Source organism: Companilactobacillus jidongensis, assembly GCF_003946575.1.
In the GTDB taxonomy this organism is placed as follows: Bacteria; Bacillota; Bacilli; order Lactobacillales; family Lactobacillaceae; genus Companilactobacillus; species Companilactobacillus jidongensis.
The window spans coordinates 1-19,037 of the sequence record NZ_RHOP01000008.1 but is presented as its reverse complement, the minus strand read 5'-3'; the positions used below and the strand labels follow the sequence as shown (position 1 = coordinate 19,037).

The 19,037-nt window shown below is 38.3% G+C and carries 18 protein-coding genes; 8 read left to right on the top strand and 10 right to left on the bottom strand.

What is annotated here, in order from left to right; all coding sequences use genetic code 11:
• Nucleotides 1–67: 67 nt before the first annotated feature.
• Genes EKM68_RS06430 through EKM68_RS06420 form a run of 3 tightly spaced genes read right to left on the bottom strand, consistent with a single transcriptional unit; the run spans nt 68 to nt 3,716 of the window.
• On the bottom strand, nt 68–1,042 hold the full coding sequence (locus EKM68_RS06430; protein WP_125588990.1) for an aliphatic sulfonate ABC transporter substrate-binding protein: 975 nt from the start codon (nt 1,040–1,042) through the stop codon (nt 68–70).
• A gap of 3 nt (nt 1,043–1,045) precedes the next feature.
• Nucleotides 1,046–2,566 carry an AMP-binding protein gene (locus tag EKM68_RS06425; protein WP_125588988.1) on the bottom strand — a complete coding sequence of 507 codons (1,521 nt, stop codon included), beginning with the start codon at nt 2,564–2,566 and terminating at the stop codon, nt 1,046–1,048.
• Nucleotides 2,520–3,716, bottom strand: a complete 1,197-nt coding sequence (locus EKM68_RS06420) for an acyltransferase (protein WP_125588986.1) — start codon at nt 3,714–3,716, stop codon at nt 2,520–2,522. The genes EKM68_RS06425 and EKM68_RS06420 overlap by 47 nt, the downstream gene beginning before the upstream one ends.
• A gap of 232 nt (nt 3,717–3,948) precedes the next feature.
• Between EKM68_RS06420 and EKM68_RS06415 the strand changes: the two genes are divergently transcribed.
• From EKM68_RS06415 to EKM68_RS06405, 4 genes are all read left to right on the top strand, one after another.
• On the top strand, nt 3,949–4,863 hold the full coding sequence (locus EKM68_RS06415; protein ID WP_125588984.1) for a metal ABC transporter solute-binding protein: 915 nt from the start codon (nt 3,949–3,951) through the stop codon (nt 4,861–4,863).
• Nucleotides 4,863–4,976: a putative metal homeostasis protein gene (locus EKM68_RS13545; RefSeq protein WP_164509374.1), complete on the top strand. Its 114-nt coding sequence runs from the start codon at nt 4,863–4,865 to the stop codon at nt 4,974–4,976. The genes EKM68_RS06415 and EKM68_RS13545 overlap by 1 nt, the downstream gene beginning before the upstream one ends.
• Before the next feature lie 128 nt (nt 4,977–5,104).
• Nucleotides 5,105–7,723 carry a pyruvate, phosphate dikinase gene (ppdK, locus tag EKM68_RS06410; RefSeq protein ID WP_125588982.1) on the top strand — a complete coding sequence of 873 codons (2,619 nt, stop codon included), beginning with the start codon at nt 5,105–5,107 and terminating at the stop codon, nt 7,721–7,723.
• Nucleotides 7,724–7,789: 66 nt separating this feature from the next.
• Complete coding sequence (locus EKM68_RS06405) at nt 7,790–8,416, top strand: CBS domain-containing protein (protein ID WP_125588980.1); 627 nt, start codon at nt 7,790–7,792, stop codon at nt 8,414–8,416.
• 37 nt (nt 8,417–8,453) lie between these two features.
• On the opposite strand, the gene EKM68_RS06400 is transcribed toward EKM68_RS06405, so the two are convergent.
• From EKM68_RS06400 to EKM68_RS06385, 4 genes are all read right to left on the bottom strand, one after another.
• The gene (locus tag EKM68_RS06400; RefSeq protein WP_125588979.1) at nt 8,454–8,870 is read right to left on the bottom strand and encodes a Fur family transcriptional regulator; all 417 of its coding nucleotides are present in this window, start codon (nt 8,868–8,870) and stop codon (nt 8,454–8,456) included.
• Nucleotides 8,871–8,913: 43 nt separating this feature from the next.
• Nucleotides 8,914–9,393 (bottom strand): GNAT family N-acetyltransferase, encoded by a 480-nt coding sequence (locus tag EKM68_RS06395; RefSeq protein WP_125588977.1) that lies wholly within the window; start codon nt 9,391–9,393, stop codon nt 8,914–8,916.
• Nucleotide 9,394: 1 nt separating this feature from the next.
• Nucleotides 9,395–10,204: an SDR family NAD(P)-dependent oxidoreductase gene (locus tag EKM68_RS06390; RefSeq protein ID WP_125588975.1), complete on the bottom strand. Its 810-nt coding sequence runs from the start codon at nt 10,202–10,204 to the stop codon at nt 9,395–9,397.
• A 70-nt stretch (nt 10,205–10,274) separates the two neighbouring features.
• On the bottom strand, nt 10,275–10,853 hold the full coding sequence (locus EKM68_RS06385; protein WP_125588973.1) for a TetR/AcrR family transcriptional regulator: 579 nt from the start codon (nt 10,851–10,853) through the stop codon (nt 10,275–10,277).
• 99 nt (nt 10,854–10,952) lie between these two features.
• On the opposite strand from EKM68_RS06385, the gene hemH reads away from it, so the two are divergent.
• On the top strand, nt 10,953–11,897 hold the full coding sequence (hemH, locus tag EKM68_RS06380; protein WP_125588971.1) for a ferrochelatase: 945 nt from the start codon (nt 10,953–10,955) through the stop codon (nt 11,895–11,897).
• Nucleotides 11,898–11,907: 10 nt separating this feature from the next.
• Here hemH and EKM68_RS06375 read toward each other — a convergent pair whose 3' ends face one another.
• The gene (locus EKM68_RS06375; RefSeq protein ID WP_125588969.1) at nt 11,908–12,762 is read right to left on the bottom strand and encodes a DUF3737 family protein; all 855 of its coding nucleotides are present in this window, start codon (nt 12,760–12,762) and stop codon (nt 11,908–11,910) included.
• A gap of 75 nt (nt 12,763–12,837) precedes the next feature.
• Nucleotides 12,838–14,343, bottom strand: coding sequence for a PucR family transcriptional regulator (locus EKM68_RS06370; RefSeq protein WP_125588967.1), 1,506 nt, complete (start codon nt 14,341–14,343; stop codon nt 12,838–12,840).
• Nucleotides 14,344–14,553: 210 nt separating this feature from the next.
• Between EKM68_RS06370 and EKM68_RS06365 the strand changes: the two genes are divergently transcribed.
• The 3 genes from EKM68_RS06365 to EKM68_RS06355 are packed head-to-tail and all read left to right on the top strand — an operon-like array spanning nt 14,554 to nt 18,246.
• Complete coding sequence (locus EKM68_RS06365; protein WP_125588965.1) at nt 14,554–16,509, top strand: oxidoreductase; 1,956 nt, start codon at nt 14,554–14,556, stop codon at nt 16,507–16,509.
• A 15-nt stretch (nt 16,510–16,524) separates the two neighbouring features.
• On the top strand, nt 16,525–17,385 hold the full coding sequence (locus EKM68_RS06360; RefSeq protein ID WP_125588962.1) for an SDR family NAD(P)-dependent oxidoreductase: 861 nt from the start codon (nt 16,525–16,527) through the stop codon (nt 17,383–17,385).
• 12 nt (nt 17,386–17,397) lie between these two features.
• On the top strand, nt 17,398–18,246 hold the full coding sequence (locus EKM68_RS06355) for an acetoacetate decarboxylase family protein (protein ID WP_125588960.1): 849 nt from the start codon (nt 17,398–17,400) through the stop codon (nt 18,244–18,246).
• A gap of 42 nt (nt 18,247–18,288) precedes the next feature.
• Here EKM68_RS06355 and EKM68_RS06350 read toward each other — a convergent pair whose 3' ends face one another.
• The gene (locus tag EKM68_RS06350) at nt 18,289–18,795 is read right to left on the bottom strand and encodes a hypothetical protein (protein WP_125588959.1); all 507 of its coding nucleotides are present in this window, start codon (nt 18,793–18,795) and stop codon (nt 18,289–18,291) included.
• Between the last annotated feature and the right edge of the window lie 242 nt (nt 18,796–19,037).

The window sequence follows — 19,037 nt, the reverse complement described above, 5'->3', positions numbered from 1 at the left end:
AAAATCAGCATCTTTTTTTGTACAAAAAAAGCCGACCCAAAGGTCGACCAACAAAAATTCTATTAAACTATTCAAGATCAACATCATCACTGACATCAATTTTCTTCTCAATGAATCCTTCTGAGTAGAACAAGTCAGCAATTTCCTGCTGCTCTTTAACATACTTACTACTCATTGCGGATATTCCATAAGTCCTACGCTCAACCATCTTCTTAACGACTGACTTCGAGACACCTAACGACTTACTCATCATGGTGATCAATTCACTATGATTATTATTGGCCCAAGTCATGTCATCTTGCAGGTACTCGATCAAGTACTTAGTAATGTTCTTATTATTCTTAGCAAAACTTGTTGTTGAAAGAATATAATCCCGATTATTGGTAATACCTGAACCGGTAACTAGTACTTTGGCATTCTGATTGATCTCAGCTTGCGATGTATAAGGATCCCAAGTTGCCCAGGCATCAACTTTTCCTTTAGAGAAGGCGACACTGGCAGATGACTGATCCATATTGACCCAAGTTACATCTTCGGCACTCAGTCCAGCTTTCTTCAAAGCTTTCAACAGCATATACTGTGAACTGGTTCCTTTGGTATAAGCGACTTTCTTGCCTTTTAAGTCAGCGACTGACGAAATACTCGAACCCTTATTGACTAAAATTGCGGACCCTTTTGCCTTCGAATACCCAGCCGCAACATAGGTCAGCTTGGTGCCAGCGGCTTGTGCTGAAACTGGCGGTGTATCACCAGTTCTGGCATAGTCAACTGAGCCTGAATTTAAGGCTTGCATTAATGAACTACCATCTGAGAATTCCTTCCAAACGACTTTATAGCCTTTTGCTTTCATTTTCTTAGCGAATTCACCACGTTGTTTGGCAATATCAAACGGATCTCCTTTTTGATATCCGACTGTAACGGTGGTTAATCCGGAAGTACTAGCTCCAGCATCGGTTTGTTTGAATCCATAAAAAGCGATACATGCCCAAAAGATTAATACAACACTGATCAGTAATTTTTTGAAACGTCTTTTATTCTTCATTCATTAAGCACCTTTACCTACGGCCTCTTCTAAGATTTGGTTGCGTAACTTCACGCGAAGTACTTTACCAGTGGGGTTTCTAGGATAATCATTCACAAAAATAACTTTGGTGGGTTGTTCAAATACTGCCAAGGTTTTTTTGGCGTGATCCAAAATTTTTTGTCTAACAATACTTTCATTCTGGACATCTTGACCAATAACTACTGCCGTGACGGCCTCACCATACATTGAATCCGGTGTTCCGATAACTGCAATTTCTTTAACACAATCTAGTTGACTCAGAGCATTTTCAACATGCGCAGGTGCTACTTTTTCACCGCCGCGACTAATAATATCCTTTTTACGTCCTTTGACGAATAAGTATCCATCATCATCTAGGTAACCAAGATCACCTGTTAAGAACCAGCCATCTTTGAATGAATCCGGATGCGGATCCATGTAATCTTTGATCACATGATCACCACGAACTGCAATCTCACCGACTTGATTAGCTTCTGCTTTGAATTTATCATCAATTAAAATTGCCAATTCAGTTTTAAATGGTTTACCAGCTGAACCAACCTTGGGTGCATCGAAGGGATTAATCGTACACTGACTAGCGGTTTCGGTCATCCCATAGCCCTCAAGAATTATTGTATGGAATCGATTTTGAAAGGCGGTCAATTTATCTAATGGTAAGGCAAATGACGAACAACGAACAAATCTTAATTTGATATCATCGCTGTACATTTGATTAGCTTTCTCATTTATTAATAAGATATTAACAATCGTCGGTACGACTGAGACCCAGGTTACATGGTTATCTCGTACTTGGGTCCAAAACTTTGAAGCACTGAATTTTTTGGCAATAACAACCTTTCCACCTGACAATCTGGTCGATAAGAGTGATACAGCCTGAGCATTAATATGAAACATCGGCATGATGATCATAGTTGTATCATCACTAGTCATCTCGTGGCTCTCAATATCATGATCGACTGCATTCTTCAGTAATTCATGAGTAATACCGACGCCTTTTGGTTTACCGGTAGTTCCTGATGTGTTTAGAATCAATGCCAAGTCCTTTTCAACCGGTACTTGATCGATGTGACCGATAATGTTTTGATCTCTTACGATTGATAGATGTATTGAAGTTTTTAAACTAACCTCATCAATAATCGTCACTGAACGATTATCCATGACCGCCGCGATTAAGTCTTCTTTGACAATGGCGGCTGCATACTGATGTTCTTGCAGTTCTTGTTGTAATTCAGCGGCTGGTGTTGTATCAGCAATCGGATGTACGATTGCACCAATTTCCCAAATTGCTTGAACGATTGCCGGATAGGCTCCGTTATTCTCTTGGCAGACTAGAACAACATCGCCGTGTCCGACTTTCAAATCGATCAAATCATTCTTGATCATGTTGACATCATTTTTTATTTCTGTTCCAGTGAACCACATATCGCGGTTTTCATCCTTGATGATTTTTTCTTCACTATTGTTTTTCAATTGCTGGTTTAATTGATTGGTTATTTTTGACATTTAATGTACTCCTTTTGAGTTTTTGAGGTCTTCCAATTAGGATTCCAAATGGTGGTACTTTGTAGCAGAACCATGAGATGAGGAATGCTCCTCCTAAGACGAAAGCATATCCAAACGGCAACATCAGTAGCATTACCCATGATGGAACATGGAATAATGACAAAATTCCGTACAATGTTAATACTGGAAGACTTTGAACGAGATATAATCCGAATGAAACTTTGGATAGGTTCTTAATTGTATGGTCTAGCCATACTGGTAGACCGTTCTCTCTTGCATGTGCATATTGACGTCCGATCCAAAAAACAAAGGCAATCATCACTACGTCGTAAACGAAAATAAATGGTTGATGGATCGATAGGGTTCCACCGCTACTTAATTTGAGAATATTCTGATCAAAGTAGAATAATCCAACTGTACCAAGTGCTAAAACGGCTGTCGTCCAACCGATTGCCTTATGAAACTTTTCAATAAAGGCATCAACTGCGTCATAATGTATGGCAACAAATGCTCCGGCTATGAAGTAGAACTGATAAGTTAAGACATTCATTCCATATGCGCTAAGCAGATACGGCCAACCGCTGCGATCGACTCCTGGTAACCAATACTTAATTCCAATGGTAATAACCAATTGAAGTAAGGCACTGATTCCCAAAATAGTCAGATGATGCTTTTCAAATTTTTTAAACATTTTGATGATAAGTGGGAAAATCAGATAAAGCTGGAATGTAACAATGATGTAGTACATGTAATATTCATTACCATGTAGCCAAGCATCAAGTAGATGATTCCAATAATCACTCCAGATTATCGTGCCACCGGCAAATATAGTGGCAAATAACATAATAATGGCATTCCAACTAAGATATGGAATTCCAACACTGGTATAACGCTTCTTCCAAAAACTTAGCCAGTGATTATCACGATTGTAATAATTAAGGACTAGCACAAGGCCGGTCATAAACATGAAACCCATTCGGGTAAAGTGAAGCGACAAATGCGTTGCTTCCAAAAATAATTTACTGAACGAACTGTCTGCCATATTCGATTTGAATGCCGTTGTTGTGTGATTAAGTAACACACCACCGATAAAAATAACTCGCATCAGATCAACTTCATGCAAATATCGTTTCTTTTTCTTTTCGGCCAAGAGCTCACCTCTGTATCTTTTCTATATTTCTTTTGTCTCGTAAAGCATATATAAGTTATAGCATCCCTATTAGACCAGGGTCTTGATGATTAGTTAAGGTTAAAATATGAATTTCTTATATTTAATTTATAATTAAGTTTATTTGTAAATGATAATAATTACTATTTACAAATAAACCACAATCATATATTCTTAATTAGTAATAATTACTATTTAAGGGAGAAAATTATTTATGTTTTTCAAAAGATTCAAAGTTCTAATTGCTACTATTGGAATTGTGCTATTAGGAGTTGCTCTAACTGCTTGCGGGAACTCCAGTAATTCATCATCGTCAAATAACAAAATCAAAATCGTTGCTACAACCGATTTTTATGGCGAAGTCGCCAAGTCCGTCGTTGGTAATAAGGGTTCAGTTGAATCGATCATCAACAAACCTGGTGTTGATCCGCATGATTATGAACCCACCACTGCTATTGCCAAAGATGTCTCCGGAGCTGATTTCACCATTGCTAATGGTCTAGGATACGATCCGTGGATGAACAAGTTGAGTAAGAAGAAAGATAGTACTTTCATCAAAGTCGGTGAAAATATCCTTGATAAAAAGACTGGCGCTAATCCTCATCTCTGGTATGATCCAGCAACTATGCCAGCACTAGCAAATCAATTGGCGAAAGAATTGAGTCAAAAATATCCTAAGAATAAAAAGTATTTTGAAACTAATGCTAAAAAATATATTGCTTCATTAAAGCCAATCCAAGACGAATTAACTGAATTAACCAATAAGGCCAAGTTAATGTCTAACAAAGAAGTTTATGTCAGTGAACCAGTCTTCGATTACGCAATCAAAACAATGGGCTTCAAAGTTGGTAATACAAACTTCGAAAAAGCTGTTGAGAACGGCACTGACCCATCGCCGGCCGTTGTAAAAAATATGCGCCGAGGCATTTCAGAAGGAAAAATTTCATTCTTAGTGTATAATTCACAGTCCGACAGTAAAACTGTCGACAATATGATTGCCTTAGCAAAAGAAAAGAACATTCCTATTCTAAAAGTCACTGAAACATTACCTGCAGGTAAAACTTATAAAGAATGGATGCTATCGCAATACCAACAACTAAATAAGATATTAGAAAAAGGAGCAAAATAATGGCAGAAAAACTCGATCGGTCTAGTGCAATGAGACGTCTTAATTCAAAAAACAAGAAAACTCAACGTCGTGCCAAAAAAATAATAAATCAGCTCAAACGTACGAAAGCCTAGCGATTATCGCTAGGCTTTTTTGATTGGTATAGGTGAAATTATAGAAACCGCTTGCAATTATTTAAAACATCATATATATTCTAATTATTATTTAGCACGTCATATTAATAATTAAGGAGTTATATATAATGAGACAAATTTATTTCTTTTCTGAAGGTAACAAAAACATGCGAGACTTACTTGGAGGTAAAGGAGCTAACCTAGCCGAAATGACTCGTTTGAATCTGCCAGTACCTCATGGATTCACTATCACAACTGAGGCTTGCCATTCATATCAACAAAACAGTCATCAATTAAGTGAAGCTCTAAAATTGGAGATTGATCACGCGTTAGATAGATTAAGTGCATCTACTGGAAAAAAATTTGACGACGAAACTGATCCACTGCTTATCTCAGTCCGTTCAGGAGCCGCAATCTCCATGCCAGGAATGATGGATACGATTTTGAATATCGGTCTAAATGACCGTTCAGTTGTTGCCCTAGCTAAGATAACTGACAATGAACGTTTTGCTTACGACAGTTATCGTCGCCTTCTAGCAATGTTCGGTAATGTTGTTTACGGCATCAACGAAGATACTTTTGACAACGTGCTAACTGAAACAAAAAAAGCCAACAATTATCAATCTGATCTAGAATTGACAACTACTGACTTAAAAAATATCGTTACTCGTTTCAAAGAAATTTATCAAAATGAGGCCAACAAAGTTTTTCCACAAGATCCTAAAGAACAATTGCTATCAGCTGTAGATTCTGTCTTTTCATCATGGGACAACAACCGTGCTCGTATTTATCGTCGTCAAAATGACATCCCTGAAACACTTGGAACAGCCGTCAACGTTCAAACCATGGTCTTCGGAAATTCTGGTGAGGACTCAGGTACTGGCGTTGCTTTCACAAGAAATCCTGCCACTGGTGAGAAGAACCTCTTCGGCGAATACTTACTCAACGCTCAAGGTGAAGATGTAGTATCAGGTGTCCGCACTCCTGAATCAATCGAAACTTTACGTGAATCAATGCCTGCAATTTATGATCAATTTGCTAAAATAGCTGAAAAACTGGAAACACACTATCGTGATATGCAAGATCTAGAGTTTACGATTGAACATGGCAAACTATATTTACTACAAGCACGTGCCGGTAAACGTACCCCTGCTGCAGCTGTCAAAGTTGCTGTTGACCTCGTAAATGAAGGCTTGATCGACAAGGAAACAGCTATTAAACGCATCAAACCAGAATCAATTTCAGCTATGCTTCATTCTGAATTCGCCCACAAAGCTCTGGAAAGACAGCATGTTCTTGCCACTGGATTGCCTGCATCCCCTGGTGCAGCGAGCGGACAAGTTTATTTCACCGCTGAAACGGCTAAAAATGCTCATGATGATCAACATCAAAAAGTCGTCCTCTTGAGACAAGATACTTCACCAGAAGATATTGAAGGCATGGTCGTCAGTGAAGCAATCGTCACTTCACGTGGTGGTATGACATCTCACGCTGCAGTTGTTGCCCGTGGAATGGGCTCGACCGGTGTCGTCGGTGCTCATGCACTCCAAGTTAGTTATGCAAACAAGACCGCTACTGTTGAAGATACAGTCATTCACGAGGGTGATTGGATTTCAGTTGACGGAACTAGTGGACACTTGTACTTAGGCCAACTAGAAACATCTGAAGCCAGCATCAATGACGATTTATCGATCCTACTAGAATGGGCCAAGGAAATCAGTCGGATGGGAGTTTACACAAATGCAGACACACCCGCTGACTTCCAACGCGCCTTAGAATTTGACGCTGACGGAATTGGATTAACTAGAACAGAGCATATGTTCTTCAAACCGGAACGCTTACTACAAATGCGTCGCTTGATCCTCGCTAAAGACGCTGAAGGTCGTAAAGATCCGCTCGCAAAAATCCTTGCTTTACAACAAAATGACTTCTACGAAATCTATAAATTATCTGCTGGTAAGTCCGTCACAGTTAGATTGCTGGACCCACCACTGCATGAATTCCTACCACATGATGAAAAAGAAATTGCCTTAGTTGCTGAAGAAATCAACACAACTGTCGATGCTCTGAAGGCTCGAATTGATTCACTAAAAGAACTTAATCCAATGCTCGGACATCGTGGAGATCGACTAGCTGTTACCTATCCCGATATTTATCAAATGCAAGTAACTGCCATCGTTAATGCCGCTATTCGCCTGAATCAAGAAGGCTTTGATATCAAGCCACATATTATGATTCCATTGACAAACTCAAAGACTGAAATGAAATGGGTCCGTGATGTTGTTGAACAGACTATTCAAAAGCTTCTAATTGAAAACGATGCTCGCTTAGAATACAAGATCGGTACAATGATGGAAATGCCTCGTGCTTGTGTAACAGCTAATAAAATTGCTGAAGTCTCAGACTTCTTCAGTTTTGGTACTAATGACTTAACACAATTAACCTTTGGTTACTCACGTGATGACGTCGGGTCATTCATGTCTGAATACATTGCTCAAGGAATTTTGCCAAATGATCCTTTCCAAACTGTCGATACTGAAGGCGTCGGTGAATTGATGCGCATGGCAGTCGATCGTGGCCGCAAAACTAACTCCGAACTACCGATTGGTGTCTGTGGTGAAGTTGGTGGAGATCCTAAGTCGATCCAATTCTTCGAAAAGATCGGTATTTCATATGTATCTTGTTCACCATTTAGAATACCTGTCGCAAGAATTGCAGCCGCTCAAGCAACATTAGCTAATAATTAGCTTTCAAAAAATACTACGTGATATTATAATTAATGTAACAACATATACTCTAGGGAGATATATATCATGTATTTAACTGACCGCCAAAAGCAAATTATCGATATGACCAGAAAAAAAAGTCCGATGACAAGTGAACAGATTGCTGCAAGATTGCAACTAAGTGTGCCTACGATCCGTGGGGACTTAAGATTGCTCACAGCAACAGAGATATTGAAGTCGCGTCCAAAAGTAGGATATGAATTCTCACAATTACCTAAGTCCAGCTTGGACTTTGATGAATTGTTCGGAGAATCAATCGCCCATATCCTTATTCAACCAATCTTCGTTCAACCCAACACGACTTTACCTGAATGTGTCAACAAACTGTTCATTAATGATGTCGGGTCATTATATGTAACAGATAATGACAGTAAGCTACTAGGATTGATCTCGCGCAAGGACTTGTTGGCTGTGACGGTCAATAACGCTGATGCAGATTCGATGATCGCCAGCATGGTCATGACAAGGATGCCTAATTTAATAACGGTTGACGCTGATATGTCGATCATCTCAGTCGGAAAACTACTCTATCAACATCAAGTTGACTCACTTCCAGTTACAAAAAAAGACGACCCTACTCAGGTCGTCGGTAAAATTACAAAGAACCGTATCTTTCAATATTTCATTGAAGTCGGTTTGAAATATACAGATTAAAAGCCAATCGAATTGCGATTGGCTTTTTTGTGTTACCTTATTTTTTTGCTGCACACTCAGGACAAAGTCCATAGATCTCAATGGCATGTGACTCAACTTCACACCCTGGTAACTGATCAGTAAAAAAGCTCAAGGGACAAGCCTTTAACTCAATTACTTTGCCACAATTAGAACAGATAAAATGATGATGATGCATCTGATCAAAATCACACTGAAACTTGATCATCGCTTTATTTTTTTCCTGATATTCAACTAATCCAATATCTGAAAATTCCTTCAGATTGCGGTAAACAGTATTATTACTGATTCCAGGATAGATGGACTTCATATATTCATCCACATCACTGATTTGAATGTACTTATTCGTATAATTACTAAGAAATTCAATCAGATCCATACGCTGCTTAGTTACCTTATAGTGGTTATCTCTTAAAATCTTAATTGCTTCTTCCAAAGACCCTCACCTATGCTTTTTATTCTTCGACTAGTGTAACATACTACTCAAAATTCCATGCATAGACTGATTCAGCCAGTTCTTGTTCGCCGATTTTAAGGGTCCGTTCTTCAAATGGTTCGGCACCAAATTTTTGATAAAAATATTTGGTGGGATTATCAAATAGTACGTCAACAAAAATATTTTTATAATTTTGCTGCTTTAAGTAATCTAATCCTTTTAGTAGAAGTTCTTTTCCAATACCCATTTTTTGATAATCCTTTAATAGGTATATGGCGCCTATACATGCCTTACCGTTTTTGACCTCGGCGCGAATGTACCCTACTACTGTATCTTTTTCTACATCTACAAAGATTTTGACATCGGGATCGTTCAAAAATCCAGTCCATCTATCGACTGCTTTAGACAGATCCATTGAATTTAAAAAATCAGCATCCACAATACCGGAATAAGTCTCTTGCCAACTTTCCAAATTAACGGTCGCAATACCCTCAGCGTCTTTAATATTAGATTCCCTGATCATATTACTTGATTATTCTCGTAACAACTTTTTTATACAATCCTGGCATTGCACGGCCAAATGCAACTACTGCATGATCAGTAAATGAATTGAAATAACGACGTTTTGGTTTCAAATCTGTGGCAGCACGATAAAATACCTTAGCCAGATCCTCTGAAGTTGCACTGAATCCTTGACCAGTCAATAAACCACTTAACTTATCAACTAGTGGTTCATAAGGTGAGTTCTCAGCTAAATTCTTACGGGCATTATCGACTGCTACTTGACTCCACTCTGACTCTGTTCCTCCTGGTTGAACTACAACAGAACGAATACCGAATGGCTTGACCTCTAGGTCCAAAACATCACTCCACATGTTAAGTCCAGCTTTAGTAGCGTGATACCAGCCTCCGAATGGTGTATAAATATCTCCACCGATCGAAGAAATATTAACGATACGGCCGTTTCCTTGTCGACGCATAACTGGTAAAACTAATTGTGTTAACATATCAACACCAAACAAATTAACATCAAATTGCTTCTGAGCATTTTCTACGGGAACTTCCTCAATGGGACCAAATTCACCATATCCAGCGTTGTTGACTAGAACATCGATTCTGCCTTGTTCAGCCACCGTCTTATCAACTAACTCACGTAATGATAGTTTATCCGTCACATCTAATCTTTGCGTGTGGATTCCTACTTCTTTTAAGTCTTCTAGTTTTTCAACACGACGTGCTCCACCATAGACTTCAAAACCATGTTCATGGAAGTAAAGTGCTGCTGCATGTCCCATTCCTGATGAAATTCCTGTAATAATCGCTACTTTATTCATATTTGTATCTTCTTTCGTTTTTTTATTTATAGAACAATCATTTAGTTAAAAATTAAATAAAAAGTCGAATCTAATCGACTAAACTATTCTTAACTAAGATATCTAGCAACTCTGTTAATTCATTGTCAGGTACTGATTGACCTTTTCTAAAGTAATATTCAATGATCTGTACTAATGGCGATAATAGAATAGCAAACAAGATAATTGGATTATTTGTGACCCATTGATTACTTTTTACACCTTCTTCAAACAAATCTGTAACTGGTTGAGCCATTTTTTCAGATGTCTCCAAAACTTCCGGATCAACTAAATTACAATTTGATTGAACTGATCTCATAAAGTTTGATTCCAAGGGATGTGCGACAAAATGTCTAGCAAAGTGTTCCAAGACATTTCGTACTTTGACCTTATATGAATCCGAATCACGTAATTTTTCAGATAATCCTTCATCGGTCCTTCGCTTAACTTCCAAGTAAATCTTACCCAGCATATCAGTCTTATTTTCGAAGTAAACATAGATGGTCGCCTTACTAACACCTGCCTTCTTGGCTATCTTACCGATCGACAGGTTAGTGATACCTTCTTCATATGTAACTTCAAAAACTGCTTGCACTACTAGTTTTCTTTTTGTTTCATCTATCTTTCGCATGTCACTATACTAAACGGTCGTTCTCTTATTGTCAAGAATTTATTAAAAATATTATGCTATGATAACCTTAATAATATTTTTGGAAAGGATTACACGCTTATGACTAAAGGACTCTTATTAGTTAATTTAGGTTCTCCAATTGCTCCAACACCAGACGCAGTCAAACCATTTTTACGTGAATTTCTGGGTGATCAAAATGTCGTTACAATGCCAAAGTTACTTTGGCAGCCAATTCTACATGGCATGATCTTACCATTTCGTTCCAAATATTCTGCTGGATTGTATCAGCATATCTGGAAAGATTCTGGTTCCCCACAAATCTATTACACAGATAAGATTCAAAAAGAAGTTCAACGATTACTTCCAGAATGGCAGGTAGATATAGCAATGACCTATGGTGATCCCGATATTGTCGCTACCTTGCAACAGATGTACGCCAATGGCTGCGATAACATTATTGTTTTGCCATTATTCCCACAATATACAAAGAGCACTCACGATACGATCATTGAAAAAGCAAAATCAGCCAATGTGCCCATTACTATTATCAAAAAATTCTTCAATGAACCAGAATACATTAATATTTTAGCAAGAAAAATCCAAGAGGAATGGGATCAAGATGACTATGACCAACTAATCTTCAGTTATCACGGCATCCCGCAAGCAATGGTCAAACATGGTGATCCCTATCAGGCTGAATGTATAACAACTACTGCCGCTGCTTCAGCCAAACTAAACATTCCTGAAAGTAAAATCATGACCGTCTATCAATCAAGGTTTGGACCAATGCCTTGGCTACAACCATATTTGAAACAGACCTTACCTAAATTAGTGTCTGAAGGAAAAAAGAATGTCTTGATCGTTACACCTTCATTCACAGCTGACTGTCTTGAGACACTTGAAGAAGATGGCATCAGAAATTATAATACCTTTAAAGAAAGTGGCGGAAATAAATACAAACTAGTCCCACCTATGAACGATGACGTCGACTTCAGTGCCTTCATCGCTGAACTTGCAGTTGAATATTCCACAAAAAAAAGCTGAGAATTTAATCTCAGCTTTTTGCGTGTTCTGCAGTTGTAATTTCAGTCTTATTAGCATCAATATCATCATCATCAAAGATAATTTCACCAATTGATTCAGCAGAAATCTTACCATTGATGGGATTCTTAACACTGACAATACTTGAAGTGATTTCAGCATCAATATCTGAACAATATTCAAAGGCTAAGTCTGTCTCTAGCAACTTACAATTTTTCATAACTAGATGATCAATGTAACAAAGTCCCTGATCACTCTCAATCGTACAATTGATCAAAGTAAGATTCTTAGTATTCCAGCCTAAATATTCACCATTGATTGTTGAATCATAAACTGTCACATTTTCACAGTTCCAAAAAGCATCTTTGGAAACAAAAGTAGAATTGTGAACTTCAACATTCTTTGCACCATCAAAAATATAATTACCGATGAAACTAGAATCATCGACACGAATGTTTTCACTATTCATACCAAAGTAATTACCATTGGCTTGCACGTGATCCAATTTGATATTTTGACAGCTCCACAATGTTTCTTCAGCGTCAGAAAAATGAACATTAGTTAGTTTAATGTCCTTACCACGACGGAATAACTTCGGTGCCTGTAACGCACTATCAGTTATTTTGATGTCATCAGTATACCAAATACCAGAACGTGACATGGTTTCAAAGATCGAATGATCAACATTGATATGTTTGCTATACCAAAGAGGATATTTCCATTTAAAAATCGTATTGTCAATATCAATATTACGGCTCTCTTTGAGTGGTGATTCGCCATCACCAAAAGTTGAATCAGAAATTACTGCACTGTGTTCACCGAATAATGAACGTTCGCCAGTAAATAATTTATTTTTATAATTAGTCATTAATATACCTCCATTTGTAACACAAGTATCATTTAACACCTTAAAGTTCACTTCAAGGCAAGACTTTTTGTATATTTAACTAATATATTCTTTCAAACGAAAACTACAATACAGTTTGAACCTCGTATTAGCATCCCTTAAGTCTATTCCCGTCAGTTCTTCCATTCGCTCAATTCGATTATGCAAAGTATTACGATGAATAAATAGCACGCTCGCCGTTCTAGACAAATTGCCATCTTGTTGAAGATAGCTCAATAACGTTGGAACGAGTTCTGTATCATTCACACTATCGTATTTTTGTAGCGCCTGTAAAGCTGGATTAACGAAGAAAGGTAAGATGGCATCATGATTGATCCTAGCAAGCATCAATTCAAAATATTGATCTTCGCAAAAAACCACCGGCTCACTAACCTGACTTAGTTTCATTGTCCGCTTGCAAACTGTATATGCCGCTTTGGTATCAGTTGGTTTGGTATAGAAATTAGACACAAAGATATTACAATGAGCCTTCTGAGCTACCTCCAACAAAATATTCCCAAATTTTTCACTGTGATAATCACTCAATGAGATCGGTAAAAGTCCCAAACAATGATGCTGATAAATCGTCGATAATATTTGTGGAAAATAAGCATTCAAGCCGTGTTTCAATTGTTGTTGAATCCCGCTTAATGACTGTTTAGTCAACGGTTCACAGGACAATAGTACCATGGCATCAGGTAATTTAACTTGTTGACTTGCAAACATATTCTCTACATTGACCGACTGCTGTTCCGTCAGTAATACGTTCAACAACCTATCGCGATTCGATTCTGTCGGGGCACTCAAATGGTTTCTGACAATTTGACTTGATAATATCTTCCCGACCTCCGGTAATAGTTCTTTTGTTCGGTCATCGAAGACAGATTGATCATCAAACATAACTAAGAAACCAAGTAGTTGATTTTTATTATACAAATTAGTCACTCGGCGATGAAAATTGGACTTCGGGCAAGGTACATTATAGACAGCCTTCTTGTATTCCGACTGAGTTCTAACTATTTCTTTGACCGCTCTAATGAAGTCATAGCTACAATATCCTTGCTTCAAAATGCCGCTCCACAATGGATCAGTAAAGCCATAAACATCTGAATACAACAAAATTTGATATTTAGTATCAATGATCATCAAAGTATTATTCAATAATTGCGCTGCACGATTAATATTAGTCTTAGGATTATCTGTTACAGCGTCCATTGCTAGATTAGTAATAGCGCTGTTCTGGTTTTGGACTTTTTCGAGGATTGTATTAGCTTGATTGAAAACTCGAATCAATGGTTCATTGCTCAACACATTGTCCGCCTGATTAACCTGACATGGACACAAGACGACTGCTGAATTTTCGAAATTTTCATCCTTATCAAAATTCAACAATTCTAGTGGTCCATCTGCTTGATTTTTTCCAATGTACATTATGTCAGAATCTTTTTGTTGGATCTGTTGTGGCTTAATTTGGATTCTTTTAATGTCAGTTTTCCCAGTTACATTAATGTGCCCAATTACAAAATATTCCGACAAATCGTTAATAAGTTCACTAAATTGCATTTTTTTCACACTTTCATGAGTGGACCAAATTTACCAATTTAATATTTCAAATAAAGGATACAGTTATATTCTTACAGTATCAAGCTAGCTGTGCAACTTGCACAGCTAAACCAATTCAATTCTATTCACTAAGTATCTTTATCATATCAACGCCCTAGTCTATTGTAAAGACGGTAATGAAAACGTTTCTACGATAAGGAGGCACTTTAAATGACCCAATTTAAGAAAATGTTCACAAATGGTCATATTGGAAAACTAGAATTGAAGAACCGTGTTGTTTTCCCAGCCATGGGCGTATCATTAGCCGAATTAAATGGTGAGGCAAGTGACGACATCATCCGTCACTATGAAGAACGTGCACGTGGCGGTGTTGGTCTGATCATCACTGAAATAACCCGTGTTGACGATGAAACAGGTGTTGGTACATATAAACAACTCTCAGTTACAGACCCAAAGGTTATCCCTCAGCTACAAAGATTAGCTGACTCAGTTCACAAATACGACTGTAAGATTTTTGTTCAATTACATCACCCAGGTCGTGAAACAAATGAAAGTTTGATCGGTGGCAAGCAAATGGTTTCCGCATCTGCTATCGCTGACAAATTTGTTAAACAAGTTCCTCGTGCAATGACAACTGATGAAGTAACAGCTATGGTTAAGAAGTTCATCAAAGGCGCTGTCATTGCAAAGGCCGGTGGCATCGATGGTGTTGAGTTACACTGTGCTCACGGATATTTATTAAATCAATTTATTTCGCCATATTCAAATCACCGAACAGATCGTTACGGTGGTTCATTCCATAACCGTCTAAGAATTGTTCAAGAAATTATCGCCGGTATCAAATTCATGTGTGGACAAGATTTCCCTATTAGTGTTCGTATTTCTGCAGATGAATTCGTTGACGGTGGTATGAAGATCGATGATTCTGTCAAAGTTGCTAAAACACTTGAGAGTTACGGTGCTGATGCTATCAACGTATCCAGTGGTATCTACGAAAGTGCTCCAACGATTATCGAACCAGGATCATATCCACAAGGCTGGAAGAAGAATCTTTCAACTACGATCAAGAAAAACGTCAAGGTTCCTGTTATCGCTGTAGATAACATCAAAACACCTGAATTCGCTGAACAGTTACTTGAAGAAGACGCATCTGACTTCATTGGAATTGCTCGTGCAAGTTTGGCTGATCCAGCTTGGGCTTACAAAGCACGTACTGGACAATCTGACCAAATCACCACATGTATCGGTTGCCTACTCTGCTTCCAAGCTCTTAGTGAAGGTAAACATGCTATCTGTGCTGTTAACCCTAGAGCTGGACGTGAAAGAGAATTTTCAGCATTAGCCAAAGATGGTAACGGACAAATAGTTGTTGTTATCGGTGGTGGGCCTGGTGGTATGGAAGCTGCTAAGACATTGGCAGACCGTAACTTCAAAGTTGCCCTCTTCGACAAGCACGAACATCTCGGTGGAACATTGAATCTCGCTATTGTTCCTCCATTAAAAGACAAAATTGAATTATTCAGAGATCACATTATCAACCAAGTTAATAAACGTAAAAATATCGAACTTCACTTGAATGAAGAAGCTACTGTAGCAAGTATTCAAGCACTAAATCCCGTTGGTGTCTTCTTAGCATCTGGTGCCAAACCAATTATTCCAATGCTTCCAGGAATGGACGGCAAAAACGTTGTTACTGCTGAAGATTACTTAGCTGGCAAGGCTAAAGTAACTGGCAAAGTAGTCGTTGTTGGATCAGGAATGACCGGACTCGAAACATCTGAAAAACTTCTTAAAGAAGGACACGAAGTAACAATCGTTGAAAAACAAAAGGCAGTTGGACCAGGTATGAATCCTACCCTATTAATGGATGAAATGACTCGTCTCAAAAAGCTCAATCCAACTATTTTGGTTAATAAACAAATGATTGGTGCTGGCGCAACTGGCATCAAAGTCTTAGACAGCATCGACCATGGTATGATGGGAATTCCTGCTGATACAATCGTGCTTGCACTCGGAGTTACACCAGATACAACTGACACTGATCCATTTGTTGCTGTATTCGATCAAGCCAAAATGATTGGTGATGCCAGCTCAAGTGGTCAAATTGCTGATGCAATGAAAGATGGTTACACCAAAGCTTATGTTTTCGAACCAGAAATGTGCTAGGAAGGAGAAGTAATAATGAAGGATTTCAAAGATAAAGTAATGTTCCTGACAGGTGCTGCCCATGGATTTGGTACTGAAATTGCCAAAGAAGGCGCACGTCGTGGAATGAAACTAGCTCTAATCGATATCGATGAACCAGCGCTCAAACGTGTTTACAAAGAAGTTGCCGACATGGGTGCTCAAGTAGAAATGATCCCAGCTGACGTAACTAAAGAAGAAGACGTCGACAAAGCCGTTAAACTAACTATGAAGAGATTTAATCAAATCGACCTACTGATCAATGATGCCGGAATTGCTTTGCCAGGAAGAGTCTGGGAGCTTCCTAGCCGTGACTGGGAATGGATCATGCACGTTAACTTGATGAGTCAAGTCTATGCAATGCAACAAATCATTCCAATCATGCTCAAACAAAAGACACACTGTGCAATCTTGAACGTCGCTTCAATCGCCGGATTGATCGACACACCAGGAATGCCAGCATACCATGCAAGCAAATTTGCCAGTGTTGGTATGACTGAAGCAACTGCTTATGACTTACAAAGAATGAATGCTGATATCGAAATGCACGTAATGTGTCCAGGATTCGTTCAAACTGACTTATATCACACCGAAAAACACAGACCAGCTCAATATACCGATACAACAGATCCATATTATACAAGCGATGTTTTCAAAGGTGGACAACAAGTTTCAGAATTTGTTATCAAGAATGGTATGCCAATCGACTCGATTGCATTGACAGTCTTCCAAGCTCTTGAAGACGATGAATTCTATATCTTGACTCACCCAGTATTCAACACAATGATCGGTGATCGTGTAAAGAGAATCGTAAACGGAGATAAACCAGACGTACATGTTATGGATGGATTAATGTAGGAGGGCAAAAATATGGCAAGCTTCTTAGTATCAGATGATGACGTAAAGAATTTCTTAACATTACCACGAATGGATGATCAAGAAGGATTATTATTCTCATATGCAGCACCAGAAAAGGTTTTGAAAAAATTATTACCAAAACCTCTCAAATTGGTAGCTCCAGTAGTATGTGGATATGTAGTTCAGATGGGCAAACCAAGTTTTGGCCCTACATACATGGAAGCAGTTCTCTATGTACTGGCAAACTTCAACGATAAAATGATCGGTGCCTATCCATTCACATTATTACTCGACGGACCAGGAGCCGAAGCAGCAGTCCTTGCTGGACGTGAAGGTGCCGGTATCCCTAAGAAATTAGCTGATAGTGTTCAAATCAGAAGAAATGATAATTCAGCTACTGCCAAAGTAGTTCGTCATGGTGAAACGCTATTAGATTTGAAATGGGAAAAAGGCGAATACAATGATGAGAAGTTAGGACATCAAGTATTCGATCCACAGTCAGTTCTTAACTCACAAGCTGAAACAGCCAGCATGTTCTACACTTGGGACATGGATCAAGTACAAGATGGAAGTAACGTCTTCTCAAATGTTAAATTAGTCGCAACACAAAGTACGACTGTAACTGACAGTTTTGAACCCGGCAAGCTAGACATCAAATTAGGTTCAACCGATGATGATCCACTTGGAGAATTAGCAGTCTTGAAACCATTGGGTGCAGCTTGGGTTCACATCGACACATCAGTCATGCACAACACACTGAAATTGGCTGACGTCGATGCTAAGGAAACAATGCCTTACATGATAACTGGACGTTATGACCGTGGCATGATTAACCCCAAAGCAAATACATTTATCATTTAAACATCAAAAGGATTGTTATCTCAGATGAGACAACAATCCTTTTTATTTCGTGCTGATACTATTTTTTAATTTTGTTAATGCTCCATTATCCGATAAGGTCCTATATTGCTTATAGGCTGAATACCAATTACCATTGCTGACTGACTGACGTAAGCTGTTATATTTACTATCCGAAAAAATCTTTTTCGTAGCAGAATCAGCTTGAGATGAGGTTAGTGCAGTATTTTTTTTCAACAAAGAAGCAGCCTTTTTTTGATTATTGGCGGCTTGAATAATATCTGACATTTTAGTCTTCTTTAATGCTTTTGTAGCTTTATCGACCTTTTGATCATGTTTCAAATCACCATTTTTGGTTGAATCAACTTTCTTGATCAGTTCATTTTTGACGACTTTGTCCGATGGTGTGTCATTACCTCCACTGATGGACCTTACCGTATTATTTAATGGAAAGAAAAAGACTATTCCTAAAAAGATTAATACCAAAATGGTAGTCAAGGTTATCCAAATCGCTTTTTTATGTGATTTCTTATGATATCTTTCTTGGCGCAATGATCTCACCTCTTATAATTAGTTAGGTTTCTTTAAGTTAATACGACAATGGTAACACGTATTGTTGCGAAGATACCATATCAAGTTGATATACAAACTAACGACAAATTAATAAACAACGACAAAAAAAGGGAGGACTGAATGAACAGTCCTCCTTTTAAAATTGCGTGGCAGCTTCCTATCCTCGCGGGTAGTTTCCCACCAACTACTTTCGGCGTGAAGAAGCTTAACTTCTGTGTTCG

Coding starts and splice junctions, on each gene's coding strand:
- EKM68_RS06365 (WP_125588965.1), top strand. CDS start 14,554: ATGACCCAATTTAAGAAAATGTTCACAAATGGTCATATTGGAAAACTA.
- EKM68_RS06360 (WP_125588962.1), top strand. CDS start 16,525: ATGAAGGATTTCAAAGATAAAGTAATGTTCCTGACAGGTGCTGCCCAT.
- EKM68_RS06395 (WP_125588977.1), bottom strand. CDS start 9,393: ATGATCAGGGAATCTAATATTAAAGACGCTGAGGGTATTGCGACCGTT.
- EKM68_RS06355 (WP_125588960.1), top strand. CDS start 17,398: ATGGCAAGCTTCTTAGTATCAGATGATGACGTAAAGAATTTCTTAACA.
- EKM68_RS06425 (WP_125588988.1), bottom strand. CDS start 2,566: ATGTCAAAAATAACCAATCAATTAAACCAGCAATTGAAAAACAATAGT.
- EKM68_RS06405 (WP_125588980.1), top strand. CDS start 7,790: ATGTATTTAACTGACCGCCAAAAGCAAATTATCGATATGACCAGAAAA.
- hemH (WP_125588971.1), top strand. CDS start 10,953: ATGACTAAAGGACTCTTATTAGTTAATTTAGGTTCTCCAATTGCTCCA.
- EKM68_RS06375 (WP_125588969.1), bottom strand. CDS start 12,762: ATGACTAATTATAAAAATAAATTATTTACTGGCGAACGTTCATTATTC.
- EKM68_RS06390 (WP_125588975.1), bottom strand. CDS start 10,204: ATGAATAAAGTAGCGATTATTACAGGAATTTCATCAGGAATGGGACAT.
- EKM68_RS13545 (WP_164509374.1), top strand. CDS start 4,863: ATGGCAGAAAAACTCGATCGGTCTAGTGCAATGAGACGTCTTAATTCA.
- EKM68_RS06385 (WP_125588973.1), bottom strand. CDS start 10,853: ATGCGAAAGATAGATGAAACAAAAAGAAAACTAGTAGTGCAAGCAGTT.
- ppdK (WP_125588982.1), top strand. CDS start 5,105: ATGAGACAAATTTATTTCTTTTCTGAAGGTAACAAAAACATGCGAGAC.
- EKM68_RS06430 (WP_125588990.1), bottom strand. CDS start 1,042: ATGAAGAATAAAAGACGTTTCAAAAAATTACTGATCAGTGTTGTATTA.
- EKM68_RS06415 (WP_125588984.1), top strand. CDS start 3,949: ATGTTTTTCAAAAGATTCAAAGTTCTAATTGCTACTATTGGAATTGTG.
- EKM68_RS06370 (WP_125588967.1), bottom strand. CDS start 14,343: ATGCAATTTAGTGAACTTATTAACGATTTGTCGGAATATTTTGTAATT.